The organism is Burkholderia sp. A2 (genome assembly GCF_001729305.1).
Classification (GTDB): Bacteria; Pseudomonadota; Gammaproteobacteria; order Burkholderiales; family Burkholderiaceae; genus Burkholderia; species Burkholderia sola.
Window position 1 is genome coordinate 154,304 of sequence record NZ_LZXX01000138.1, and the last position, 19,414, is coordinate 173,717.

The 19,414-nt window shown below is 65.8% G+C and carries 18 protein-coding genes; 10 read left to right on the forward strand and 8 right to left on the reverse strand.

From position 1 onward, the window contains the following. Positions 1-2 precede the first annotated feature (2 nt). The 6 genes from A9Z05_RS30885 (at position 3) to A9Z05_RS30910 (ending at position 6,538) form a co-directional block, all read left to right on the forward strand. On the forward strand, positions 3-995 hold the full coding sequence (locus tag A9Z05_RS30885) for a type II secretion system F family protein (RefSeq protein ID WP_069621387.1): 993 nt from the start codon (positions 3-5) through the stop codon (positions 993-995). Between the two features lie 18 nt (positions 996-1,013). Continuing rightward, a complete protein-coding gene (locus A9Z05_RS30890) occupies positions 1,014-1,856 on the forward strand; it encodes a tetratricopeptide repeat protein (RefSeq protein ID WP_069621469.1) in 843 nt (280 codons plus the stop codon). Then, positions 1,853-2,206 (forward strand): DUF3613 domain-containing protein, encoded by a 354-nt coding sequence (locus A9Z05_RS30895; protein WP_069621388.1) that lies wholly within the window; start codon positions 1,853-1,855, stop codon positions 2,204-2,206. Before A9Z05_RS30890 ends, A9Z05_RS30895 begins: the two co-directional genes overlap by 4 nt. A gap of 96 nt (positions 2,207-2,302) precedes the next feature. Beyond that, complete coding sequence (locus tag A9Z05_RS30900) at positions 2,303-4,276, forward strand: pilus assembly protein TadG-related protein (protein ID WP_069621470.1); 1,974 nt, start codon at positions 2,303-2,305, stop codon at positions 4,274-4,276. 108 nt (positions 4,277-4,384) lie between these two features. Continuing rightward, positions 4,385-5,776, forward strand: a complete 1,392-nt coding sequence (locus tag A9Z05_RS30905; protein ID WP_069621389.1) for a sigma 54-interacting transcriptional regulator — start codon at positions 4,385-4,387, stop codon at positions 5,774-5,776. A 54-nt stretch (positions 5,777-5,830) separates the two neighbouring features. Then, positions 5,831-6,538 (forward strand): DUF2968 domain-containing protein, encoded by a 708-nt coding sequence (locus A9Z05_RS30910; RefSeq protein ID WP_069621390.1) that lies wholly within the window; start codon positions 5,831-5,833, stop codon positions 6,536-6,538. Positions 6,539-6,619: 81 nt separating this feature from the next. On the opposite strand, the gene hfq is transcribed toward A9Z05_RS30910, so the two are convergent. After that, the gene (hfq, locus tag A9Z05_RS30915) at positions 6,620-7,198 is read right to left on the reverse strand and encodes an RNA chaperone Hfq (protein ID WP_069621391.1); all 579 of its coding nucleotides are present in this window, start codon (positions 7,196-7,198) and stop codon (positions 6,620-6,622) included. Between the two features lie 295 nt (positions 7,199-7,493). On the opposite strand from hfq, the gene A9Z05_RS30920 reads away from it, so the two are divergent. Continuing rightward, a complete protein-coding gene (locus A9Z05_RS30920; protein WP_069621392.1) occupies positions 7,494-7,775 on the forward strand; it encodes a hypothetical protein in 282 nt (93 codons plus the stop codon). A 27-nt stretch (positions 7,776-7,802) separates the two neighbouring features. Here the strand turns inward: A9Z05_RS30920 and A9Z05_RS30925 are convergent, their stop codons facing one another. From A9Z05_RS30925 to A9Z05_RS30940, 4 genes are all read right to left on the reverse strand, one after another. Further along, on the reverse strand, positions 7,803-8,720 hold the full coding sequence (locus tag A9Z05_RS30925) for a DUF1571 domain-containing protein (RefSeq protein ID WP_069621393.1): 918 nt from the start codon (positions 8,718-8,720) through the stop codon (positions 7,803-7,805). A 29-nt stretch (positions 8,721-8,749) separates the two neighbouring features. Further along, positions 8,750-10,504 carry an AMP-binding protein gene (locus A9Z05_RS30930; RefSeq protein WP_069621394.1) on the reverse strand — a complete coding sequence of 585 codons (1,755 nt, stop codon included), beginning with the start codon at positions 10,502-10,504 and terminating at the stop codon, positions 8,750-8,752. A gap of 157 nt (positions 10,505-10,661) precedes the next feature. Continuing rightward, on the reverse strand, positions 10,662-11,483 hold the full coding sequence (locus A9Z05_RS30935; protein WP_069621395.1) for a TetR/AcrR family transcriptional regulator: 822 nt from the start codon (positions 11,481-11,483) through the stop codon (positions 10,662-10,664). 215 nt (positions 11,484-11,698) lie between these two features. Next, positions 11,699-12,919: an MFS transporter gene (locus A9Z05_RS30940; RefSeq protein WP_069621396.1), complete on the reverse strand. Its 1,221-nt coding sequence runs from the start codon at positions 12,917-12,919 to the stop codon at positions 11,699-11,701. Between the two features lie 280 nt (positions 12,920-13,199). On the opposite strand from A9Z05_RS30940, the gene A9Z05_RS30945 reads away from it, so the two are divergent. From A9Z05_RS30945 to A9Z05_RS30955, 3 genes are all read left to right on the forward strand, one after another. After that, positions 13,200-13,742, forward strand: a complete 543-nt coding sequence (locus A9Z05_RS30945) for a GNAT family N-acetyltransferase (protein ID WP_069621397.1) — start codon at positions 13,200-13,202, stop codon at positions 13,740-13,742. 125 nt (positions 13,743-13,867) lie between these two features. After that, entirely contained in the window at positions 13,868-14,494 is a 627-nt protein-coding gene (locus A9Z05_RS30950) for a ParB-like protein (RefSeq protein ID WP_069621398.1), read from the forward strand. A 24-nt stretch (positions 14,495-14,518) separates the two neighbouring features. After that, entirely contained in the window at positions 14,519-16,249 is a 1,731-nt protein-coding gene (locus A9Z05_RS30955) for a SulP family inorganic anion transporter (RefSeq protein ID WP_069621399.1), read from the forward strand. Positions 16,250-16,271: 22 nt separating this feature from the next. On the opposite strand, the gene A9Z05_RS30960 is transcribed toward A9Z05_RS30955, so the two are convergent. The 3 genes from A9Z05_RS30960 to A9Z05_RS30970 all read right to left on the reverse strand — a co-directional run bounded on the left by A9Z05_RS30960 (position 16,272) and on the right by A9Z05_RS30970 (position 19,413). After that, complete coding sequence (locus A9Z05_RS30960) at positions 16,272-17,210, reverse strand: carbohydrate kinase (protein WP_069621400.1); 939 nt, start codon at positions 17,208-17,210, stop codon at positions 16,272-16,274. A gap of 134 nt (positions 17,211-17,344) precedes the next feature. Continuing rightward, positions 17,345-18,289: an ABC transporter substrate-binding protein gene (locus A9Z05_RS30965; RefSeq protein ID WP_069621401.1), complete on the reverse strand. Its 945-nt coding sequence runs from the start codon at positions 18,287-18,289 to the stop codon at positions 17,345-17,347. An 86-nt stretch (positions 18,290-18,375) separates the two neighbouring features. Then, positions 18,376-19,413, reverse strand: coding sequence for a ribose ABC transporter permease (locus A9Z05_RS30970; RefSeq protein ID WP_069621402.1), 1,038 nt, complete (start codon positions 19,411-19,413; stop codon positions 18,376-18,378). Between the last annotated feature and the right edge of the window lies 1 nt (position 19,414).

Genomic DNA, 19,414 nt, shown 5'->3' on the forward strand with positions numbered 1-19,414 from the left:
CTATGACGGCGACTCAAATCGGAGCGATTGCATTGGCCGTGGGTGCACTCGGGGTGCTGCTGCTCGGGATGGCCGTGACGTTACGTGCGAATGCCGCGGCGCGCGCCGAACGAGCATTGGTCGATGCGCTGGATCGGCGCATGGCTGCATTGGAGGCGGCGAAGGCGCGACCATCGCAGGATGGCGAGGCTCCGGCGAAAGCCAACGTGCGCGGCGGGCAGCGTGTCGATCGTTGGCTGGATCGCCTGTCGGCGGCAGGCATGCGGTGGCTGGATACCGGCTTCGGCAAATATGCTGTCGCGGAAGAAGATCGTCGCCTCCTGGAGCAATGCGGGTATGTCGATGCACGGACGCGTGGGCTGTTTCTGAGTGCACGGGTCGCGTGCGGGATCGCGTTGCCGCTGCTGTTCGCAATCTTCGCGAGCGGGCGCGTGAAAGGCAGTATCTGGATGGTCGGCATGTGCGGTGCCTTCGCGCTCGGCTTCATGCTGCCGAAACTCTATGTGCAGCGCCGCGCCGCGTCGCGGCGACAGAGCGTCGTCGACGAACTGCCGTTACTCGTTGACATGCTGCGCTTGCTGCAGGGTGTCGGCCTGTCGCTCGATCAAAGCCTGCAGGTCGTGACGAACGATTTTCGGGGGATGCTGCCGGTACTGTCGTCGGAGGTGGGAATCGCGCAGCGTCAGTTCGCCGCAGGCCGTACGCGCGAGCAGTCGCTGCAACGGCTGTCGAGTGGATTCGACAACGAAGATCTGCGCGCGATCGTGCGATTAATGATTCAGGTCGACAAGCATGGTGGCGCGGTGCAGGAACCGCTCAAGCAGTTCGGCGACCGTTTGCGTGAGACGCGTCGAGCGATGCTGCGCGAACGGATCGGTAGATTGACGGTAAAGATGACGGGCGTAATGGTGCTGACGCTGTTACCTGCTCTGCTGATCGTAACGGCGGGGCCGGGCATGCTGGCGGTGATGCGCGCGTTGTCGTCGCAGCATTGAAGGATGGAAGGACAGACGATGAAGCGAATCGGCGAAGCGGTAACCCGGGCGGGCATGCTGGCGGTGGCGCTGCTGCTCAGCGCATGCGCAACCAAGGAAAGCGGGTATGGCGTCGGCGCACAGACCGAGCGTGCGGCACTGATGCAAGCCGCAGATCAGAAGCAATCCGTGCCGGATACGCCGGGGATGTATCTGGGTCTGATTCAGCGCATGCAAGCGCAGGGCCTCTATTATGCTTCGCTCGCGCACATCGATGCATATGACAAGACATACGGTGTCATGCCGGAATCGATCCTGTTGCGTGCGGATGCGCTGCGGATGACCGACCAGCCGGCCGCAAGTGCGGCTGTGTATGCACAGTTGCTGAAGACGCCACTTGCGGCGCGCGGTTATCGCGGGCTTGGGTTGCTTGCGGGCGCCGCAGGCGATTTCGATCGTGCCGTGCAGGCGTTGACGCAAGCATCGGAGCTCGCGCCGACGGATCCGTCGCTACTGTCCGACCTCGCTTATGCGAAATTGCGCAGCGGCGACGTCGTCGGCGCGCGCGTACCGCTGATGAAGGCTGCCGAACTCGATCAGCGCAATCCGAAAATCGTCAGCAACCTTGCGCTGTATCTGTTTGCGGCAGGGCGTGCGCAGGATGCGCAACGGCTGATGAACCAGCAGCATCTGTCGCCGGAAATTCGAAAGGACATCAGTGGCGATGCCGCGAAGATCGCCGCGGCGGCGCGTGCGCAGCAGCGCGCAATCGCGACGCCGCCGGTGGTGTCGCGGCCCGGCGCGACGACGCCAATCACGCCGATGGCGAACAACTTCGGTTACGACCAAACTGTGCCGCTGCTGCAACGGTTTTCACAATGAACAGGCATTCGGGGAACGACATGAGCGACAACACACGGAATCGAAGCGCATGCGCGGGCCGGATTGCGATGCTGGTCGCGATCATCTGCATCGTAACGGATTCCGGCACTGCATATGGTCAAGATGCCGTGATACTGGGTGCGTCCGACGTTGGCCGCTCGACCAAAGACTGGCTCGCGATGCAACGCGACAACCGCGCGGCGGCGCCGACGCAACCTGTGTTCGGTGACGTCGCGTCGCTTGCGTACCAACGCTATCTCGATTCGTTCAAGAACAAGATCCCTGATTCGATGAGTTCGCAACTCGGCGCTGTGGGCGGCATGTCGGGCGGCGGACAGGGCGGGCAATAAAGCGGGATGACCATGCGTGCAGATCAGTCGCACACGGCACGGCGGGGGAGCGCCGGTAGTCCCGGGATCAGTCGCCAGCGCGGTAGCGTCGCGATCATGGCGACGATCTGGACGCTGGTTGCGATCATTATTCTGGGCGCGATCGACGTCGGCCATTTCTATGCCGAAAGACGCCGGATGCAAGCAGCGGCTGATTTGGCCGCGTTATCGGCAGTCTCTCAGGTGACGACCGACGTGACTTGCCAGGCAGCGAGGACCGCAGCCAGTCAAATCGCGAACCCGGCGACGAATGCATTGCCGGCGGGTTCGAAAGTTTCCGTGTCGTGCGGCATCTGGACCGCGCCTCAGGGCAGCAGCAGCGCGCAGTTCACACGGGTGTCGGGCGACCCGATTATCGGTAACCAGTGCGCTGGGCTCTCTGCCGGAACGGTCAATGGCCAATCGACCAACGCCGTTTGCGTCACGGTGACCGAGCCGGTCGACGGGATTTTTCGCGGTGGCGTCACGATTGGCGGATCGGCCATTGCCAAGAGCGTACCGACAGATACTTTTACGTTGACCACGTCGCTTGCAGCGTTGAACGGCGGATTGGCCAATCAATTGCTCAAGGCGCTGACAAGGTCAAACGACAATGCGCTGAATCTCCAACTGGTCGACTATCAAGGACTCGCGCAAGTCAACTTGAAGCTGGCCGGCATTCTTGCCAATCTCCCGGTCGGCACCAGTACAGGCGTGCTGAATGGCACCGTGACGCTCGGTCAACTGGCTAATGCCGCGGTGCAGGCGGCGACGCAGCAGAGCGTAGCCGCGGCGAACCTGAAGGTGCTGAATGCACTAGTCATCGCCCTTTGTCCGGGGGGAGTGTGTGGCGGGCCGCAGATCGCGCTCGGTCAACTGGTTTCCGCTGCGACTGCGACGGGAAGCTCTGCCGTCAATGCCAGCGTCAATGCTCTCGGATTGCTGTCGACGGCATTGCAGATCGCGAACGGCACGAATTCGGTCGACATTCCCAGCGTCACGGTTCAGACGCCTACGGCGCTCTCACCGCTACTGAACGTGACCGTATCGGGTTCAGTCAAGTTGGGGGCCAATCCGCCGTCCACGGCGAGCGGTCTGCCCGGGCCGTTGAATTGCGGGACGTCCGATTGCACGACCAGCACGTCGACCGCGCAGGGCAACGTGTTTCTCAATACGTCTATCTCGCTGCTGTCAAGCTGCCCCACCGGTGGATTGGTCTTTCCGGGCGGTAGTTGTCCGTCAGGTAGTCCGACGCCGCTTGCCGCCGTTCAATTGCCGATTACGGCGTATGTGGCTCCCGCCACGGCCGGTCTGGCGTCCGTCAGCTGTTTGGCGGACGGTACGAAAAGCGCGACAGTGAACGTGCAGACCGGAGTAGTCGCTGTCTATATCGGCGGGGCTTCGAGTACGAAGATCAATCTCTCTGCTCCGTCCGGGTATTCACCCGATGGTAGCGCGGCGCCGATTCCGCTGGTGACCGTCAATCTGAGTAGTTTGCTCAATCTGCTTAACCTCGGCGGACTGTCGTCTACGCTGGCCGTATTGATCAAGACCCTGACGCTAGGTATCGTCGATCTGAACGCAATTTCGGTCAACATTGGCTTGCGGCCCGGGCAAATGACGACAGTGCCCGTCGCTAATCAAAGTCCAACGCCGTTGCTGTTCTCATATCCGGGTTCTCAATCATCCGCTGCACCGAATCCACCCTCGCCGTACATGCTGGGCACGGGAACGGACCAGTTTCTGTCGCCCGCGGTGACTGGCATCACGAATAATGGTCTGACGGTGTCGTTGACGCTGGGTGACAGTGGATTGCTTGGGGCGCTGAAAGCAGTAGGCATCGATCTGAGCGGGGTATTGAGTCAGTTGTTGAGTAACCTTCTCGGACCGCTTCTGAGCGCACTCGGGAACACGCTCGTTCCGCTCCTCCTGCAACCGATCGATTCGCTCCTGACTTCCGTCACGGGCCTGCTCGGCCTGAGCCTAGGGAACGCCTATGTCACCAACACGCCGGATTCGATCAAATGCGGCAATCCCATGCTGGTTCAATAAATGCCTGAACGTTCTGTTACCGAAGCAGCCGGTATCGTCGCCGCCCGCAGCTGGCCGCTGATCTGCAACACCAAGCAACCCGTCAATTACTGAAGCCGCACCCGAAACATGAGAACCACGCCCGCAATCGAAGAGCTCGACCTGTACGTCTGGGAAGGCAAGGCGGACATCGTCGACCGCGTCGCCCGGTGCATGGCGAGCTTCGACGTCGAAGTGATCCGCGCCGACAACGCGACGGTCTCGCCCGAGCGCGCCGCGATGCGGCGGTCGCTGGCGATCATCAGCGTGACGATGATCGAAGGCGGCGCGGCATTCCTGCGCGACTGGCAGGCCAATATCGGCATGCCGGTCGTCTGGGTCGGCGCGGCGCGCGACCACGACGCGTCGCAGTATCCGCCCGAGTATTCGCACATCCTGCCGCTCGACTTCACGTGCGCGGAACTGCGCGGCATGATCGGCAAGCTCGTCACGCAACTGCGCGCGCACGCCGCCGAAACGTTGCGGCCGTCGGAACTCGTCGCGCACTCCGAATCGATGCAGGCGCTGCTGCACGAAGTCGATACGTTCGCCGACTGCGACACCAACGTGCTGCTGCACGGCGAAACCGGCGTCGGCAAGGAGCGCATCGCGCAGCTGCTGCACGAAAAGCATTCCCGCTATCGGCACGGCGAGTTCGTGCCGGTGAACTGCGGCGCGATTCCGGACGGCCTGTTCGAATCGCTGTTCTTCGGCCATGCTAAAGGGTCGTTCACGGGCGCGGTTGTTGCGCATAAAGGCTATTTCGAGCAGGCGGCCGGCGGCACGCTGTTCCTCGACGAAGTCGGCGATCTGCCGCTGTACCAGCAGGTCAAGCTGCTGCGCGTGCTCGAGGACGGCGCGGTGCTGCGCGTCGGCGCGACGGCGCCGGTCAAGGTCGATTTCCGTCTGGTCGCGGCGAGCAACAAGAAACTGCCGCAGCTCGTGAAGGAAGGGCTGTTCCGCGCCGATCTCTACTATCGGCTTGCGGTGATCGAACTGAGCATCCCGTCGCTGGAAGAGCGCGGTGCGGTGGACAAGATCGCGCTGTTCAAGTCGTTCGTCGCCCAGGTGGTCGGCGAGGAGCGGCTCGCCGAGTTGTCGGACCTGCCGTACTGGCTCACGGATTCGGTGGCGGACAGCTATTTTCCCGGCAACGTGCGCGAATTGCGCAACCTGGCCGAGCGCGTCGGCGTGACGGTACGGCAGACGGGCGGCTGGGATGCCGCGCGGCTGCAGCGGCTGATCGCGCACGCACGCAGTTCGGCCCAGCCGGTGCCGGCGGAGAGTGCGGCCGAGGTGTTCGTCGATCGCAGCAAGTGGGACATGAACGAGCGTAACCGCGTGATCGCCGCGCTCGACGCAAACGGTTGGCGGCGTCAGGACACGGCCCAGCAGCTCGGCATCAGCCGCAAGGTGCTGTGGGAAAAAATGCGCAAGTACCAGATCTTCGACGAAGAGCCCGAGACCCGCGAAAGCGAGTAATTAATGAGATAAAATCGCGTGGAATGACAACGATCCGCGCGGGAATAAAACTTCATGAGCCATATGACGGGGTTGGGGCGGGTGAGCGTATTGCTCGCCCTGGTGGGAGGCATGCAAGGCGCGTTCGCGCAGGGGCTGGCAGGCAGCGATTCGTCGGCGGTGCAGCCGGCGTCGGCGCCCGTAGCCGCGATTCCGGTGATCGATTCGCAGGCGCAGACGTCGGTGCAGCCGCAAGCGGGCGAGTCGACGGGGCCGAGCACGGTTGACGATCTGCAGCGCCAGATCCAGTCGCACGCGTTGACGGAAATGCGCACGAGCTACAACGGCAGCTACGGCGCGAGCCTGCTATTCAACGTCAAGGACGGTGCGTACTTCGTCGCGCTGTTCCAGCAAAAGGCGTTCTGGCGCGTGATCAAGACTTACAACGAAGCGCGGGCGGAAGCGATCTATCGCGATTTTTCGCACCAGGCCGAGCGGCTGGCCGTCGACGAACTGCGCGCGGCGAAGCTGGAATCGCAGAAGGCGCAGATGGACAAGCAGATCGAAGTCGTGCAGGACCGCGCGCGGCGTCTGCAGGCGGACATCTCGATCGCCCGCCAGCAGCAGGCGGCGGTGGCGGATCGCCAGAAGAGCGTACGGAGCGAAACGGCGACGCTGCAGGCGCAACAGGCTCAACTTCAGTCGCAGTTGCGGGCGTTGCAACAGCAGGTGCGTTCGCTGCAGCGCGAGGCCGACGCGGGCCTGCCGGCGACGGCACGCTGAACGCGGTAGCGGCGGTGCGACGACGTGCCGCGCCGGCCGCACCAGTGAAAAGGGCAAGCCGACTGGCTTGCCCTTTTTGTTTTACTGGCCGTCCGGCACGATTCGCCGGCGGCGCGTCACGATGACCGGACCGTTGCCGCCGCGGGAATCCGACGGCGCGGCGTTGCCCGAGGCGTCGCCGGTGTCGCGCGGCGCGCCGTAGCTTTCGCGCGGTTCACGCGGCTCGCGCGGTGCGCCGTAGCCTTCGCGCGGCTCACGCGAGCCGTAACCCTCGCGCGGTTCGCGCGACCCGTAGCCTTCACGCGGCTCGCGGGAGCCGTAGCCGCCGTCGCCGCGCGATTCGCGCGAGCCGCCGTGCGAGCCGTACGGGCTGTGACCGCCGCCTTCACGGCCGCCGGGGCGACCGCCGGTGCGCGGGCCGCGGGGGCCGCCGCCCCCCGGGCGCGAGCCGCCCGTGTCGAGCTGGATCGTGGAAATCGCGCGCTTGTAGATGCCTTGCAGACCCACGGGGGTGCGCAGCATCACCAGATACTGGTCGAACGACTCGATACACCCCGTCAGACGAATGCCGTTGACGAGATAGATTTCAACACGCTTACGTTCCTTGCGCGCCGAATTGATGAAGTCGTTTTGCGGATGGGATTCTGCGGGATTGGCCATTGAGGTGCGGCAGGAGCCTGCGTCAGAGAATATGTTGTGCGTGTGTGTGGCGTGTTCGTCCACAAGGCGTTTGGCGGAATTCTACCCTGTTCGATAGGGGAGCGCGCAGTCGCGATTGTGTCGAACCGTAACCCACTATAGACGTTCCGGCGCATTTTCGCGATTAGGCCGAACGGCCGAAGCCGTTTCGTTACGCTGCGTTACGACTCTCGCAACCCCGTATCACCTCGGTCCGCGCGCCGCGCTTACATTGGTCGCGCGAGCCGGACGGGCCGGCTTATCAGGGATGCGGAGCATGAACAAGAGGCAAGTGGCAGCAGTGATCGGAAGCATGGCGTTGCTCGTTTCCGGTAGTGCAGTGGCGGGGCACGTGGACCTGTCGGTCGGCATCGGCGTACCCGTCGCGCCGGTCTATGTCGAGCCGGCGCCCGTCTATGTCGCGCCGCAGCCCGCCGTCGTCGCCTATCCGGGCTACGGATATGGCTATTACGGCGATGACGACGACGATCGCTACCGCAAGTGGCGCAAGCACTATTACAAGCACTGGCATCGGCACCATGACGACGATGACGATTGAGCCCGTGGCGAGCCCCGCCGACGCGCGTCAGAACGCGTAGTCGGGGTTTTTCGGGTCGAATGCGGTGTCGTCGAACGGCGTGGGCGCGATTTTCTCGATGACGATCCGCTCGAAGATCCTGCCGTCGTTGTCATAGGATTCGACGGTCCGGAAATAGGGGGCGTGCAGGTCGAGCCCCAGCACTTCCTTTTTCGCATAGAACTGCGGCCGGCCGGTCGGCGTTTCGTAGGTGAGCGCGACGACGCGCACGCCGTCGATCGTTTTGGCCTCCACATCGGTCGGCCGCTGGACGCCGGCCTCCACGTATTTCTTCCCTTCGGTCAGGTACAGGTTCGCGATGAACTCGGTGCCGAGATCCTTCACCTGATGATTCGACTGGGCGCGTGCGAGCGCGCCGTCGATCGCCGTCCACAGCGGAATCTTGCCGAGCAGGCCGCCGAGATGGCCGTACATCTCGTCCTTGCGCTGCGTCGTGTCGTAGATGGTCTCCTGTCCGGCATGCGCGCCGCCCGGCAGCCATTTCGCATACACGCGCAGCGGCTCGCGGGTCGTCTTCACGAGCATGCGGTCGGGCGTGTCGGGCCATTTTCCGCTGATGCGCTCCTGGCGCACCATCGTGAACTGGTACGACGGATAGCCGTTCGGGCCGTTCCGGATGTAGAGCGGCACGGCGAGCGGATCGAGCGCCTTGAAGAGCGCGGTGAGCGTCGCGTCGTCGAGCTGCGCGAGCGTGCCGCGCTGGGCCGCCGTGCGCAGCCAGCGCGCCTGTTGCGCGAGCGGCTCGTGCGTGACCTTCGCGAGCTCCGCCGGCAGCGCGGCCGCCTGCGCCGCGCTCGCGGCGCCAGCCGTTTCCTGTGCATGCAGGCCCGCCTGTGCGAGCGACAGTACGCACGCAGCGGCCGCCGTAGCGACATGTCGCGCGTGGCGTTTCATTGCTTCGTTCATCGACGGCAACTCCCGGAGCGATGGATCGTTCAGCCTTGCTTCGCGGCCTTGAGTTTGGCGAGTTCCTCGTCGCGCAATGCGCGGCGCAGGATCTTGCCGACGTTCGTCTGCGGCAGCGCGTCGCGGAACTCGACGAATTTCGGCATCTTGTAGCCGGTCAGGTTCTTGCGGCAGTGCGCGAGCACGTCCTCGGCCGTCAGCGACGGGTCGCGCCGCACGACGAATACCTTGATCCGTTCGCCCTGGACCTCGTCCGGAATGCCGATCGCCGCGGCTTCGCTGATGCCGGGATGCATCACGAGCACTTCCTCGATCTCGTTCGGATACACGTTGAAGCCCGACACGAGGATCATGTCCTTCTTGCGGTCGATCAGGCGGATGAAGCCGCGCTCGTCCATCACGCCGATGTCGCCGGTGGCGAGCCAGCCGTCGGCGTCGATCACCTTCGCCGTCTCGTCGGGGCGCTGCCAGTAGCCGCGCATCACCTGCGGGCCGTGCACGCACAGCTCGCCCGGCTCGCCGATCGCGGCCCAGGTGCCGTCCTCGCGCCGAAAGCGCACGACGGTCGACGGCGCGGGCAGCCCGATCGAACCGCTGAATGCGGCCATGTCGTTCAGGTCCACGGGATTCATCGTGACGATCGGCGAACACTCGGTGAGGCCGTAGCCTTCGACCACCGGCCGGCCCGTCACCTGCTGGAAGCGCTCGGCGACCGCGCGCTGCATCGCCATCCCGCCCGCCATCGCGAGCTTGAGCTTCGAGAAGTCGCGCTTGCGGAATTCCTCGTTGTCGAGGAACGCGTTGTACAGCGTGTTGATACCGGTGATTCCCGTGAACGTTTCGTGGCGGATGATCTTCATCACCATCTTCATGTCGCGCGGGTTCGCGATCAGGATGTTGCGCCCGCCGAGCCCCATGAAGATGAACGCGTTCACCGTCAGCGAATAGATGTGATAGAGCGGCAGCGGCGTGAGCACGGTTTCGACGTCGCCCGACACCTGGTCGGCGATCCAGGCCTTCGCCTGCAGCAGGTTCGCGATCAGGTTGCCGTGCGTGAGCATCGCGCCTTTCGCGACACCGGTCGTGCCGCCCGTGTACTGCAGGAACGCGAGATCGTCGCGCGTGATCTGCACCGGTTGCGGCTTGCCGCGCGCGCCGAGCGCGAGGGCGGAGCGCAGCCGGATCGCCTGCGGCAGGTGGTAGTCCGGCACGAGCTTCTTCACGTGTTTCAGCACGAAGTTGATCAGGCGGCCTTTCGCGTTGAAGCCGTCGGCGAGCAGGTCGCCGAGCGCGGTGACGACGATGTGCTTCACCTGCGTTTCCGGCAGCGCGTCCTGCAGCGTGCGCGCGAAGTTCTCGAACACGACGATCGTCTGCGCGCCGCTGTCCTTCAACTGATGCGCGAGTTCGCGCGCGGTGTAGAGCGGATTCACGTTGACGACGATCGCACCCGCCTTCAGCGTGCCGAACAGCGCGACCGGATACTGGAACGTGTTCGGCAGCATGATCGCGACACGATCGCCGGGCTTCACGCCGATGCTTTGCAGATACGACGCGAATGCGTCGACTTTCCGCGCGAGCGTGCGGTAGGTCATCGACGCGCCGGCGCTCACGTAGGCGACGCGGTCGGCGAAGCGGGTCGTGCATTCGTCGAAGAACTGCACGAGGGACGCGTATTGCGTGACGTCGATCTCGTGCGGAACGCCGGGCGGGTACGACGCGTACCAGACGGCGTCGGTGTTCGGCGGAAGTTGGGCCGAGGTGGATGCTGCGGAAGATGACATGACGTGTCTCCGGTCTTGGCTCTCGGCGCGGGCCCGCGCTTGAACGCCTGCCCATGCCCCGTGCTTCGCGGCTGGTCGACGCGGGCGTCTCGACGCCGCGCCCGACCGCGCGTATCAATCAAATCGTGAACAGGAAGCCGCGCGTGGCCTCGCGCGCTCAGTTCGTGGAATGCAGCGTGGCCGCCTCGGCGGCTGTCGTGCCCGACTGCGGCAGCCCGAACGCTTCGCTTGCGCCCGCGTCGTCGAGCACCGCCGCGAAGATCGACAACTGTGCGCTGTCGGGCATCGGCGCCTTCAGCGCGGCGACGATCAGCGACGACAGCCGCGCGATCATCTGCACGTCGTTCATCGTGCGGCCTTGCGAGAACTCGTCGATCAGGCTTTCCGTCTCGGCGCCCGCGAGCGCGCCGGACAGCGCGCCGATCGCGAAGTGCAGCCGCCAGCCGAGCTCGGTGCGCGGCAGGTGCGGCAGCGCGCGCTGGAACGCGTCGAAGAAGCGGCCCGCGACGCTTGCGTAGTGCGCGGTCAGGAAGTTGCGCACGAACGGCGAAGGATCGGTGTACGCACGGCCGATCAGCCGCAGGAACCCGGGTCCGCCACGTTCGGGATTGCGCGACGCCTTCAGCGCCGGAATGAACATCGCGCCGAGCACGTGCTCGCAGGTGATGTGCGTGCCGAGTTGCGCATCGAAGCGGTCGAGGATGCCAAGGCGTTCCTGGTTCAGCTGGTCGAGCCGGCGCGACAGCATCGCGTGGATCAGCGCTTCCTTGCTGCCGAAGTGGTAGTTGACTGCAGCGAGATTGACCGTCGCGCGCGACGTGATCTGCCGCATCGACATCGCTTCGAAGCCATGTTCGATGAACAGATCCTCGGCCGCATCGAGAATGCGCGCCTTCGTCCCGCCGGTCTGCCGCGTGCCGGATGATCGTGCCCCCGACGGCCGTCCCGCAGATGGCCGCCCCTCCTGACTTACTGCCATGTTCCGCCTCCCATGCCGGTTTCCCGGCCGCGAACAGGTGATTTGATTATCTGATTCAAACAGTCGTTTTTATTAAGATAAAAAATCGCGGGTAGGCCGGGCAAGCGCGGAATCTGGATCAATTCCTCTAGTTCGATGTGCAGGTGCGGAAAGCCCGGCGCCCGCGCCCGACGGGGCGGGGCGCGCGCGATGACGCGGTGCCGCAACGTGCGGGTTCACCCGACGGTGGTACGCGTATTGACCGATTGCGTCATGTCGATGCCGCGCCGTTCGCGGCTGAACAGGATCAGCACGGCGATCGCGACGGCCACGATGCCGGCCACGAGCGCGAGCGCGAAGCCGTAATTGTCGTGGTTCGACACGGCGAGCGACGCCTGCATCGTCGCATTGCCCGACGCGAGCAGATTGCCGAGCTGGTAGACGACGCCGGGGAAGGTCGCGCGGATTTCGTCGGGCGAGATCTCGTTCAGGTGAACCGGTATCACGCCCCACGCGCCCTGTACCGAGATCTGCATCAGGAACGCGCCGGCGGCGAGCGCGATCGCGCCGCTGGAGAACGCCCACAGCGGCAGCACGGGCAGCGCGATCAGCGCGGCGATGAAGATCGCGCGGCGCCGGCCGATCCGCTCCGAGATCGCGCCGAACGACAGGCCGCCGACGATTGCGCCGACGTTCAGCACGATCGTGATCCACGACACGGTATGCGGATCGAAGTGGTGCTGTTCGCGCAGGAAGGTCGGATAGAGATCCTGCGTGCCGTGCGAGAAGAAGTTGAACGCGGTCATCAGCACGATCGCGTAGATCGTGAGCTTCCAGTTCTGCTTCAGCGTGGCGCCGAGGCCCGGGCGCGCTTGCTTCTCCATCTGTTTCCAGGCCGGCGATTCGGGCACGTGCGCGCGCACGTACAGCACGAGCAGCGCGGGCAGCACGCCGACCATGAACATCCCGCGCCAGCCGATGTACTGGTAGAACAGGCCGAACACGACCGACGCGAGCAGATAGCCGCTCGGGTAGCCGGCCTGCAGCAGCCCGGACACGAAGCCGCGCGCGTGGGTCGGCACGGTCTCCATCGTCAGCGCGGAGCCGACGCCCCATTCGCCGCCCATCGCGATGCCGAACAGCGCGCGCAGCACGAGCAGCGCGGTCAGGCTCGGCGCGAAACCCGACGCAAGCTCGAGCAGCGAATAGCACGCGATGTTGACCATCAGCGTGGGGCGGCGACCGAAGCGGTCGGCGAGCCGGCCGAAGATCAGCGCGCCGAGCGGGCGCATCGCGAGCGTCAGCGTGAGCGCGAACGCGACTGAGGGGATCGTCGACGCGAATTCCGCGGCGATGTCCTTCAGCACGAAAACCATCAGGAAAAAGTCGAACGCATCGAGCGTCCAGCCCAGGTAGGCGGCGATCGTGACGTTGCGTTGCTCGCGGGTCCAGCTCATGTGCGGGTCTCCTCGTTGGCTTGCGCGCGCGCGATTGTGCATGCGGATGCCGGCCCGGCTCGCGCGCGACGCGGGGCACTGATCGAGTGTAGGCTTGCGCGCCGCGCGCTGTGGGGCGCGATAACCGAGAATCGGGAATAATCCCTACGAAATGCACTGTTTCGGAAACGGAAACGGAACCGTGCGAGGCCCGCGACAGGACTCTGTATCATTGCGGAAGGCTTTTTGTATCCGTTCTGTAATGCGCTCGCTGCGCATCGCCACCGAATCAGGAGTCCGGATGAACGACCGTTCCGCCGACCCATTGCCCATGCTCGAAACCGCGCGGCTGTGGCTGCGTCCGCGCGTGCTGGCCGATCTCGATGCGTGCATCGAGATGGATCGCGATCCCGAGGTCACGCGCCACATCGCGGGCCCGTGGCACGACCCCGTCGAGCATCGCCGCTTCGTCACGCACCGGATCACGTGCGACTATCCTCCGGGTCTCGGCTACTGGTCGATTTTCGAGAAGGCCGCGCCCGAGGTGTTCATCGGCTGGATCCTGCTGATTCCGGACTACAAGGAAGGGTCGCGCGACGTCGAGATCGGCTGGCGGCTCGTGCGTGCGACGTGGGGGCGCGGCATCGCGAGCGAAGCCGCGGCGGCCGTCGTGCGGCATGCGTTCGACACCGTGCGGCTGCCGCGCGTGATCGCCGATATCGCGGAGGCCAACAGCGGCTCGCTGAACGTGGCGCGCAAGCTCGGGATGCGGCGCGTGAGCATCGTGCACGACGGCATTCCCTACATTCGTCATCGTCTCGAACGCAACGATTTGCGTGCGTAGCGCGGCGTCGCGCAGGCAGCGGGCGTCGCGGATCATTGACCGAAGGCGGATCGCGGTGACGACGGATTAACGGCGCGCGCGATCAGGAGTATCGTTGCCGGAATTTCGCTACATGGGGTACGACCATGGCACTCGGCAACGACGTTCATCTCATTCCCGTCAGGCTCGACGCGCTGCGTCCGACCCAGATGACGGTCGGCTATCGCGAAGTCAAGGCGAAGCGCAAGCGCTGGAAGACGCTGAACAGGCGCGCCCGCAAGGCCGCGATCGAATCGCACTGGTTCCCGGCCGTGCTCGGCCCGGACGGGCTGCACTACATCACCGATCATCATCATCTCGGTCTCGCGCTGATCGAGGAGGGCGAGGCGCGCGTGAACGCCATGCTGTTGAAGGACCTGTCGTGGCTCGACGACACGATCTTCTGGCGGATGATGGAACACAACCAGTGGGTGCATCCGTTCGGTCCGGACGGCTCGCGGCGCGACTATGCGCATTTGCCGAAGGCGCTGACGGGCCTCGAGGACGATCCGTACCGCAGCCTCGCCGGAGAGCTGCGCACGGCGGGCGGCTATGCGAAGGATGCGACGCCGTTCAGCGAATTCCTGTGGGCCGACTATCTGCGCCAGCACGTGTCGCTCGAGCAGATCCGCAAGAACTTTGCGAAGGCGCTCGATATCGCGCTGCATCGCGCGCACGACCAGGATGCGCGCTATCTGCCCGGCTGGTCGGGCGTGATTGCCGTCAAACCCTGACCGGCGCACGGCGCGCACCGCCCCATGACGACCGCCCCGATCCGCCCCGACGCCGGCCCGCAACATCCGGACCATTTCGCGACGCTCGACGCGCCGGCCGCGCCGCGCACGCGGCGCGTCGGCCTCGATGCGCTGGCCGGCCTGTCGATTGCCGGCCTGCTGATTCCCGAGGCGGTCGCGTATGCGGGGCTCGCCAACCTGCCGCCGCAGGCCGGCCTGATCGCGCTGCTGTCGGGGCTCGTCGTCTATGCGCTGACGGGCAGCAGCCGCTTCGCGATCGTGTCGTCGACGTCGTCGTCGGCCGCGGTGCTCGCCGCGACCGTGCTCGCCGAATCGGGGGTGGCGCTGGCCGCGCAGCTCGCGCTCGCGGCGGCGCTCGTCGCGATGACGGGCGTGCTATTCATCCTGGCCGGCGTCGCGCGGCTCGGCGGCATGTCGGATTTCGTCGCGCGGCCCGTGCTGCGCGGCTTCACGTTCGGTCTCGCGCTGACGATCGTCATCAAGCAGTTGCCGAAGATTCTCGCGATTGCCGTGCAGCACGGCGATGCGCCGCACGTCGCGCTCGACCTGCTCGCAGGCGCGCCGCACGCGAATCTCGCGAGCGTCGTGCTCGGTGCGACCGCACTCGCGCTGCTGTTCGGGCTCGGGCGCCGCTCGCGCGTGCCCGCGACGCTCGTCGTGATCGTGCTGTCGATCGCGGCGAGTTATGCGATCGACTGGCAGCGGTACGGAATCGCGATCGTCGGCCATATCGACTTCCGGCATCTTGAATTCGGCTTGCCGCATCTCGATCGCAATGCATGGATGCAGACGGTCGAGCTCGCATTCGCGCTGATGCTGATCCTGTACGCGGAATCGTACGGATCGATCCGCAATTTCGCGCTGAAGCATGGCGATACCGTATCGCCGAACCGCGACCTCGTCGCGCTCGGCTGTGCGAACCTCGTGTCGGGCCTCCTGCACGGGATGCCGGTCGGCGCCGGCTATTCGGCGACGTCGGCGAACGAGGCGGCCGGTGCGCAGTCGCGCGTGGCCGGCCTGTGGGCGGCCGGCGTGGTCGCGCTGATCGTCTGGCTGCTGCTGCCGCAGCTCGCGCGCACGCCCGAGCCGGTGCTCGCGGCGATCGTGATCTTCGCGGTCAGCCATTCGCTGCATCCGTCCGTGTTCCGGCCGTACTGGGCCTGGCATCGCGACCGGCTCGTCGTGATCGCGGCGCTGCTCGCGGTGCTCGTGCTCGGCGTGCTGCACGGGCTGCTCGCGGCCATCGGCGTGAGCCTGCTGCTGACGCTGCGCAAGCTGTCGGAGCCGAACGTGAGCGTGCTCGGCCGGCTGCGCGACAGCCACGATTTCGTCGACGTCGCGAGCCATGCCGATGCGAAGCCGGTACCGGGCGTGCTGATCGTGCGGCCCGAGGCGCAGCTGTTCTTCGCGAACGCAGACCGGATGCTCAATCGCGTGCGGGCGCTGATGAAGGCCGCGCCGGACACGCATACCGTGATGGTGAGTCTCGAGGAAACGCCGGATGTCGACGGCACGACGATCGAATCGTTGCGCACGTTCGCGGCCGAATGCGCGGCGCGCGGGCTGCGGCTCGCGCTCGTGCGGCTCAAGGTGCACGCGCTGCATGCGCTGCGCCGCGCGGCGGACGGTACGCTGCACGCCGACGCGATGTCGGAGCTGAGCGTCGACGAGAGCCTGCAATCGCTGCAGGCCGGCGGGCCGCCGAACGGCAGCGACGGCACGGGCGCCGCGTGACGGCGAGGCGCGTCGGCGCCGTCTATTGCGAAAGGGCGGCGCCGGCGGCGGTGCGCTCGATCATGCCGGCCACTTCCGCGGCAGTTGGCGCATAGGCGCCCGCATGTTCACAGGCGACTGCCGCGCACGCGGCCGCGTAGCGCAGATGTTCGGCGGCCGACGCATCGGGCCGCGCAAGCTGGCTCGCGAGCCAGCCGCCGATGCTCGCATCGCCGCAACCGACTGTATCGACAACGTCGGTCGGGAACGCGGGCTGGAACAGCACGGTATCGCGATGCAGCAGCTGCATGCCGGCCGCGCCGCGCGTGACGAGCATCGTCGCGTCGGGCGCCCACGTGCGCAATTGCGCGAGCGCGGCCGCTTCGTCGAGCTCGGGAAACAGCCCGCGCAGATCTTCGTCGGATACCTTGATCCAGTCGGCGAGCGCGGTCAGCCGGCGCAGCGTGTCTCGATACGACGGCGCGGCCATCGGCGCGCGGAAGTTCGGATCGAACGAGATGCGCTTGCCGGCCGCGCGAGCGGCCTGCGCGAGCGCGATCAGGCGCGAAGCGAGCGGTTCGCGCACGACGCCGAGCGAGCCGACGTGCACGATGTCGGCTGCGTCGAACGCGCCGGTGGGCAAGTCGGCCGGATCGAATGCGAGATCGGCGCTGTTTTCGCCGATGAAGAAATAGTCGGGCGGCTGCTTCGACACGACCATCGCGAGCAGCGGTGCGCGGTCGACTTGCCGGATGAAACGCATGTCGAGCCCCGCGTCGGCGCTCTTGCGCATCAGCTCGTCGCCGAAGGTGTCACGGCTGACCGTACCGGCGAAGGCCGTCGGCACGCCGAGTCGCGCGCCGACGCGCGCGACGTTCCAGCACGAGCCGCCGGCGATGCTGTGCCAGTGCTGCGCGTCGTCGCGGATGAAATCGGTCAGCGCTTCGCCGAAAACGATCAGGCGGGGAAACGTCGTCGTCATGTTGAAAACCTTGTGCCGCGGCGTCGCGCGCGGCCGTACGGCGGTTGATCTGAATCTGAACGGTCGGGCAGTGCCGGCCGTCGCGCGCGGCGACGCGGCCCGGCACCGCCCGGTCTCGCGGGCGATCGCCGCGATCAGCGCGGCGAGCTCCAGCCCTTGTAGGCCTTCACGTTGTCGCGCGTGACGAGCGTCGGCTCGATCAGGATCATCGGATTGGCCGGCTTCTGGCCGTTCATGATCCCGTAGCCGACGTTGACGGCCTGCTGCGCCATCGCCCACGGATCCTGGCTCGACGACGCCTGCACGAGCGTATTCGACTTGAGTGCGACTTCGATGTCGGGCGCACCGTCGACCGACGTGATCACGATGTTCGGGCGATTCAGCTGTTTCGCCGCGAGATCGGTGCCGATCGCCTGCGGGTCGTTGATCGCGAACACGCCGTCGAGTTTCGGAAAGCGCGTCAGGTAGCCCTGCATCGCGTTCATCCCGCCTTCGCGCGAGCCCTTGCCGTCCTGGTCGCTCGACAGCAGCTTGATGCCGGCGTTTTTCGCGAGCACGGCCTTGCAGCCGTTTACGCGATCGATCACGGCCGACACCTGCGGGCCGTTCTCGATGATTACGTTGCCCTTGCCGTTCAGCTTCTTCGCGAGATAGTCGCACGCGAGTTCGCCGGCCTTCACGTTGTTGGTCTGCACGGTCGCGTTCGCGCCGGCCGCCGCGACGTCCACCGCGACGACCGTGATGCCGGCCGCCTGCGCCTTCTTCACCGCCGGCTCGATCGCCTTCGGATCGGTCGCGTTGAGCAGGATCATGTCGACGTGCGCGGAGATGAAGTTGTCGATCTGCGTGAACTGCTTGTTCAGGTCGTAGTCGGCCGATACGGCCGTGACCTTCGCATTCGGGTTGAGCTGCTTCGCGCGCGCTTCTGCGCCTTTCACGATCGTGACGAAGTACGGGTTGCCGAGCGAACCGACCGTGACGCCGATCGATTTCAGCGGCTTGTCGGCTGCATGGGCGGCGGCGGCGCCGAAGGCGAGCGCGCAGGCGACGGCGGTCAGGGCGGTTTTGTGCTTGAACATGTCGTTGTGTCTCCGGAGGGTCCGTTGGCGGACGGGCGCAGGAGGACCTGCCTGCGCCCTGATGGTTGAACTGTGAGGAATGCGTGTCAGGTACGGGCCGAGTCGCGCTGGCGATAGCGGTCGAGCGCGACCGCGCCGATGATCACCAGCCCCTTGATGATGTACTGCCAGATGTCGGACACGCCGAGCAGCACGAGGCCGTTGGTCAGCACCGCGATGATCAGCGCGCCGATCAGCGTGCCGACGATCGAACCGACACCGCCGACGAAGCTCGTGCCGCCGAGGATCACCGCGGCGATCGCGTCGAGCTCGTACGACTGGCCGAGCTGCAGGCCGTTGGCCGCATACAGGCGCGCGGCCGACATCACCGCGCCGAGGCCGGCGAGCAGGCCCGACGCCGCATACACGAACATCTGGATCGCCCGCACGTTGATGCCCGACAGGCGCGCGGCTTCCGGATTGCCGCCGACCGAATAGATCCGCATCCCGAGCACCGTGCGGCGCAGGATGAACCACGAGATCGCGATCACCGCGCATGCGATCACGACGAGCCACGGCACGCCGAGGATCGAGCCGTTACCGATGAACGCGAACGGCAGTTGCGGATTGAACACGGTCGTGTCGTTGCCGATCAGCCGCGCGACGCCGCGCACGGCCGTCATCGCGCCGAGCGTGACGATGAACGGCGGCAGGCGCAGGAACGAGATCAGCCCGCCGTTGATCGCGCCGAACACGAGGCCGACGACGAGCGCGAACGGCACGCCGAGCCAGCCCCAGCCGGGAATGGTCGACGCGATGAGCGCCGCGACGGCCGACGCGGCGAGCACCGAGCCGACCGACAGATCGATGCCGCCCGTCAGGATCACGAAGGTCATGCCGGCGGCGAGCACGATGTTGATCGACGCTTGCTGCGTGACGATCGACAGGTTCTGCAGCGTGAAGAAACCGTCGGTCAGGAAGCCGAAGCCGACGCACAGGACCAGCAGCACCGGCAGCATGCCGGCCGTGCGGATCAGCGATTGCATGCGGGCGCGATGATCGGCGCCGCGCATCAGGGGCGTGCGGTTGGCGACCGGATGGGCGGTCGCGGAAGCGAGGTTCCGCTGCTTGGTCGGGTTGATCATT